General features: G+C 55.5%; 6 protein-coding genes. 1 reads left to right on the top strand and 5 read right to left on the bottom strand.

Features of this window, described 5'->3' with window-relative positions:
• From glpX to ACLQ7H_RS18570, 3 genes are all read right to left on the bottom strand, one after another.
• A partial coding sequence (gene glpX, locus ACLQ7H_RS18560; protein ID WP_411753933.1) for a class II fructose-bisphosphatase occupies positions 1-924 on the bottom strand: 924 nt, incomplete at its 3' end.
• Between the two features lie 177 nt (positions 925-1,101).
• Positions 1,102-2,610 carry a glycerol kinase GlpK gene (gene glpK / locus ACLQ7H_RS18565; protein ID WP_411753934.1) on the bottom strand — a complete coding sequence of 503 codons (1,509 nt, stop codon included), beginning with the start codon at positions 2,608-2,610 and terminating at the stop codon, positions 1,102-1,104.
• A 43-nt stretch (positions 2,611-2,653) separates the two neighbouring features.
• Complete coding sequence (locus ACLQ7H_RS18570; RefSeq protein ID WP_411753935.1) at positions 2,654-3,499, bottom strand: MIP/aquaporin family protein; 846 nt, start codon at positions 3,497-3,499, stop codon at positions 2,654-2,656.
• Positions 3,500-4,020: 521 nt separating this feature from the next.
• On the opposite strand from ACLQ7H_RS18570, the gene zapB reads away from it, so the two are divergent.
• On the top strand, positions 4,021-4,260 hold the full coding sequence (gene zapB / locus ACLQ7H_RS18575; RefSeq protein WP_021181887.1) for a septal ring assembly protein ZapB: 240 nt from the start codon (positions 4,021-4,023) through the stop codon (positions 4,258-4,260).
• A 54-nt stretch (positions 4,261-4,314) separates the two neighbouring features.
• Here zapB and rraA read toward each other — a convergent pair whose 3' ends face one another.
• Together rraA and ACLQ7H_RS18585 are read right to left on the bottom strand one after the other, a co-directional pair.
• Positions 4,315-4,800 (bottom strand): ribonuclease E activity regulator RraA, encoded by a 486-nt coding sequence (gene rraA, locus ACLQ7H_RS18580; RefSeq protein ID WP_411753936.1) that lies wholly within the window; start codon positions 4,798-4,800, stop codon positions 4,315-4,317.
• Between the two features lie 104 nt (positions 4,801-4,904).
• The coding region (locus ACLQ7H_RS18585; RefSeq protein WP_411753937.1) for a 1,4-dihydroxy-2-naphthoate polyprenyltransferase at positions 4,905-5,628 on the bottom strand (724 nt) is incomplete at its 5' end.

The following is a 5,628-nucleotide window of genomic DNA, read 5'->3' on the forward strand; positions in this document are numbered from 1 at the left end:
GATTAACAGGGTTTCGGTGGTGGCCATATTGCCTTTGCGGGTGATGCCCTCCAGCAGATCGCCCTTGGAGATCCCGGTTGCGGCAAAGATCACATTATCGTTGCGCGCCATTTCATCCAGCACCAACACCTTGCCAGCTTCGATGCCCATTTCTTTACAGCGGGCCAGCTCCTGCTCGCCAATACGGCGATTTTCTTCGTTATCCCCTTTGACCTGATGACGAGCCAACAGACGGGCTTGCATATCGCCATCCAGCGCCCGGATCACCGCAGCGGAGATCACGCCTTCCGGTGCGCCGCCGATGCCGTACATCACATCCACTTCGCTTTCCGGCATACAGGTCAGGATCGACGCGGCGACATCACCGTCGGGAATAGCGAAAACCTTCACCCCGAGCTGCTGCATTTCTGCGATCACTGCGTCGTGGCGCGGTTTAGCCAAAGTGATCACTGTTAGCTCAGTCAGTGGCTTGCCTAGGCAGGCAGCGATGTTGTTCAGGTTGGTGGCTAGCGGTAAGTTGAGATCGATCACCCCACGTGCCTGCGGGCCGACGACCAGCTTTTCCATATACATATCAGGAGCGTGCAGGAAGGTGCCGCGATCGCCTACCGCCAGGACCGCCAGCGCATTGGATTGCCCCATTGCGGTCATGCGCGTACCTTCGATGGGATCGACGGCGATATCCACCGCATCGCCCAGCCCGGTACCGACGTTTTCGCCGATATACAGCATCGGAGCTTCATCAATTTCACCTTCACCGATCACGATCCGGCCATCGATATCTACCCGGTTGAGCATAATGCGCATGGCATTGACGGCGGCACCGTCGGCGGCGTTCTTGTCGCCGCGCCCCAGCCATTTATAACCCGCAAGTGCGGCGGCTTCGGTAACGCGGGAAAATTCGATGGCTAATTCACGTTTCATGGCAAACCTGTCAGTGAGTAAAGGGAAGAAAATATCGGCAAAGTTTACCACAGGGGGAAGGCGGCAGAGGGAGGCAAAAAAAAACGCTGCCCGAAGGCAGCGCGAGATTGTAGATATCCCCTCATCGGGCTCACAGTTTAGGGACGCTGCATGCTGCGCCCGTTTGAATAACGCGAGTTAGTCGTGATCTTCCCAGGCTTGTGCACGAGCCACGGCCTTTTTCCAGCCGCTGTAACGGAAGTTACGCTCGGTAGTTTCGATACCCGGACGGAATTCACGCTCGATAGTGGCTTTACTCTTCACCTCATCCAGATCGTTCCAGTAACCAATCGCCAGCCCGGCCAGGAAGGCTGCGCCCAACGCCGTCACTTCACGCACCTCAGGGCGCTCGACACGAGTACCGAGGATATCGGACTGGAACTGCATCAGGAAGTTGTTGGATACCGCACCACCGTCCACACGCAGCGCTTGCAGACGGGTATTGGCATCGGCCTGCATGGCATCCAGCACGTCGCGGGTCTGGTAGGCGATAGACTCCAGCGTGGCGCGGATGATGTGGTTGCTGTTGACGCCACGGGTCAGGCCGAAGATGGCGCCACGGGCATACGGGTCCCAGTAGGGGGCACCCAGACCGGTAAAGGCGGGCACCACGTAGACGCCATTGCTGTCTTTGACCTTAGTGGCGAAGTATTCGGAGTCGGCGGCATCGCTGATCAGTTTCAGTTCGTCGCGCAGCCATTGGATAGAGGCACCACCAATAAATACCGCACCTTCCAGCGCATAGTTCACTTCACCGCGTGGGCCGCAGGCGATGGTGGTCAGCAGGCCGTGGCTGGAGCGCACGGCCTCTTTGCCGGTATTCATCAACAGGAAGCAGCCGGTGCCGTAGGTGTTTTTCGCCATACCCGGCTGGACGCAGAGTTGGCCATACAGCGCCGCCTGCTGGTCACCGGCGATCCCGGCGATAGGAATACGTGTACCGCCTTTACCCCCGATGTTGGTCTGGCCATACACTTCGGAAGAAGGGCGGACTTTTGGCAGCATGGCGCGCGGGATATCCAGCGCTTGCAGCATACGCTCGTCCCAGTCCAGTTCATGGATGTTGAACATCATGGTGCGCGAGGCGTTGGTGTAGTCGGTTACGTGAACCCGCCCTTGGGTCATCTTCCACACCAGCCAGGTATCGACGGTACCGAACAGCAGTTCACCGCGCTTGGCACGTTCGCGAGCGCCTTCGACGTGATCGAGGATCCATTTGACCTTGGTGCCCGAGAAGTATGGGTCAACCACCAGGCCGGTATTGTGGCGGATATACTCTTCCAGGCCATCACGCTTGAGCTTTTCACAGATGTCGGCGGTACGACGGCACTGCCAGACGATAGCGTTATAAATCGGCTTACCGGTCTCTTTTTCCCAGACGATGGTGGTTTCACGCTGGTTGGTAATGCCGATCCCGGCGATCTGGTCAGAACTGATATCGGCCTTGGCCAGCACTTCGACCAAGGTGGAACTCTGTGAGGACCAGATTTCCATCGGGTCATGTTCTACCCAGCCAGCTTTCGGGTAGATCTGGGTGAATTCACGCTGTGAAACCGCAACAATATTGGCATCGTGATCGAGTACTACGGCACGTGAACTGGTGGTTCCCTGGTCGAGGGCGACAATATATTTTTTTTCGGTTGTCATAATTTTTAGTCCTACTGTGGTTAACCGTTTAAAGCTGTGCCAATCACGCTTTACGTTGTTCTGATTTAGGTGCGGGTTGCTCTTGCTCAACGCAAACGTCACAAGGCAGATGGCGGCCGATCAGCGCGCGATAACCAAAGGCTCCCAAACCGGCGCCGACGATAGGGCCGAAGATAGGCACCAGGAAGTAAGGGATGTCGCGAGCGCCGGTGAAGGCCACGTTGCCCCAGCCCGCCAGGTAGGCGAACAGTTTCGGGCCGAAGTCACGCGCCGGGTTCAGTGCAAAGCCGGTTAATGGTCCCATAGAGGCACCGATGACGGCAATCAGAATACCGATCAACAGCGGTGCCAGCGGGCCGCGTGGAATGCCGTTACCGTCGTCGGTCAGCGCCAGGATCAGGCACATCAGGATGGCGGTGATCACGGTTTCTACCAGGAAGGCCTGGCCAACGGAGATATGTGCGTTGGGATAGGTTGAGAAGATACCGGCCAACTCGAGGCTTTCGTTGCTGCCACGTACCATCTGGTGGGCGGCTTCAAAATCGAAGAACAGACTGTAATACAGCCCGTAGACCAGTGCTGCCGCGCAGAAGGCACCTGCAATCTGCGCAACGATGTAAGGGAGTACTTTGCGTCCATCAAAGCAGGCGAACAGCCACAGCGCGAGCGTGACAGCCGGGTTCAGGTGAGCACCGGAAATGGCGGCGGTCAGATAGATGGCCATCGCCACCCCCAGGCCCCAAATGATGCTGATTTCCCACTGGCCGAAGCTGGCACCGGCCAGTTTCAGCGCTGCAACACAGCCTACGCCAAAGAAAATCAACAGACCGGTGCCGAGGAATTCAGCGATGCACTGGCCTTTTAAGGTCGGACTGATGGTTTGGCTCATAATGTTATTGTCCTGCAGACGACGGTTATAGGTTATCTAGGCTTGGCGCGTTGGCGTTTTGGCCTTGAGCTACAGAGTTTTTCTTCACGTCCTCTTATCGGTTGAGGTTGTGATGTAAATTTATCGTTAACGAGCATAAACGAGAAATAGCGAAATCAAAATGTGTGTACTTCGTCATAAAATTGAGCGAATTCGCGTTGTTTGGTGTTCTTTCTGCGCCATAAAACGGTGATCTGACCAGTTATTTTGTCTCTATTTGTTAACAACCCAGACGTTCGGCAGCGGTGACTTTCAGTTTTGACCGATAGCCACAGTAGGAAAATTGCAACAGAGTGCGCGTTGGGTCGGTATGTTGCTAGACACTGGGGGGCTGGCTACTTACAATCGTTTTTATTGCGGGAAAGTTTTTATCGAGACAGGCGCTGGGCCTGTTGGTTACGCGAGCATATTCGCAGTCGCTGCAGCTAAGGTTGCGGCGCTACTTATGGATGTACGCCTTGCTATCATGAGGGGACTGAAGAATGTCATTTGAAGTATTTGAAAAACTGGAAGCAAAAGTTCAGCAGGCGATCGATACCATCACGCTGTTGCAGATGGAAATTGAAGAGCTGAAAGAGAAGAATAATTCCCTGTCTCAGGAAGTTCAGAGCGCTGCGGGTAACCACGAGTCACTGGTGCGTGAAAACCAGCAGCTGAAAGAAGAGCAGCACGTGTGGCAAGATCGCCTGCGCGCATTGCTGGGTAAAATGGAAGAAGTCTGATCCATTAGCACCAACGAAAAGGGCGCCTCAGGCGCCCTTTGTCATTTTCTGCGGTTACTCGATATCGAGCGGGTCTTCAGAAAGGATGATGCCGGTGTTGTCGGCATACAGATGATCGCCAGAGAAGAAGGTCACACCGCCGAAATTAACGCGGATATCACTTTCGCCTATCGCTTCGCTGGTGGCTCCTACCGGGATCGCGGCCATCGCCTGAATGCCGATGTCCAGTTCTTCCAGATCGTCCACCTGGCGCACCGCACCGTAAACCACGATGCCTTCCCATTCGTTCTGAGCCGCCAGACGGGCCAGCTCCGCGTCGATCAGGGCACGGCGTACCGAGCCGCCGCCGTCGATCACTAATACGCGGCCACGGCCGTTTTCTTCGAGCAGTTCAAACAGCAGGCCGTTATCCTCGAAGCATTTCACCGTAGTGATTTGCCCGCCAAATGAAGTACGCCCGCCAAAGTTGGAGAACAGAGGCTCAACTACGTTGACCTCTTCCTGATAGATATCGCAAAGTTCGGAAGTATCGTATTTCATAGGATTTTACGTCTGTTTGCCGCTGGAATAACCAGTATATCTCTTTATTCGCTCCGTTGGCAAAATCATCAGTGCCAGGATGCGTTCTGGTACGCAAGTCTCAACTAACTGAGCACCACGCCGATCGCAAACAGCACGTTGGCGAGCAAGGCGGCCTTGACCATATGTTCCAGCATCGGACGCATACCGACGGCCGTAGGGTCACGTAAGACACGCATACCGTGGCGATACAGAAACGGGATGGCCAGCACAAACAGCCAGCCCCATAGGCTGTGCAGGTTAAGCAGGGTAAACAGGGCAAAGCACACCACGGCGGCGATCAGCAGCGTTGCGTGGTAATAGCGCGCATTCTGTGGGCCAAGGCGGACGGCCAGGGTATTTTTGCCGTTAGCGCGGTCACTTTCGATATCGCGCAGATTATTGATGTTCAACACCGCCGTCGCGAGCAGGCCACAGGCGGTGGCTGGCAACATCACGACGCTATCGAAGGTGTGGGTCTGTAGATAGTAAGTGCCTGCCACGCTGAGCCAGCCGAAAAACACCAATACCGAAATATCCCCCAGCCCCAGATAACCGTAAGGTTTGGTGCCCACGGTGTATGTAATGGCTGCGATAATCGCTAGCCCGCCCAGCACCAGGAAGCCCACCACATCGCTGGGTTTTTCACAGGCGACGGCGATTAGCCAGCAACCGGAAATGGCGATCAGCACCACCGTCAGCATCAAAGCCCGTTTCATCTGGCTTTGGGTGATCATGCCTTTTTGCATGCCACGCAACGGGCCAATACGGTCTTCTTTATCGCTACCTTTTACCGCATCGCCGTAATCG

The organism is Serratia sp. (in: enterobacteria) (assembly GCF_046715635.1).
In the GTDB taxonomy this organism is placed as follows: Bacteria; Pseudomonadota; Gammaproteobacteria; order Enterobacterales; family Enterobacteriaceae; genus Chania.

What these genes read in the sequence shown, in the direction of transcription:
- glpK (WP_411753934.1), bottom strand. Translation starts at nt 2,610, where the DNA reads ATGACAACCGAAAAAAAATATATTGTCGCCCTCGACCAGGGAACCACC.
- ACLQ7H_RS18570 (WP_411753935.1), bottom strand. Translation starts at nt 3,499, where the DNA reads ATGAGCCAAACCATCAGTCCGACCTTAAAAGGCCAGTGCATCGCTGAA.
- zapB (WP_021181887.1), top strand. Translation starts at nt 4,021, where the DNA reads ATGTCATTTGAAGTATTTGAAAAACTGGAAGCAAAAGTTCAGCAGGCG.
- rraA (WP_411753936.1), bottom strand. Translation starts at nt 4,800, where the DNA reads ATGAAATACGATACTTCCGAACTTTGCGATATCTATCAGGAAGAGGTC.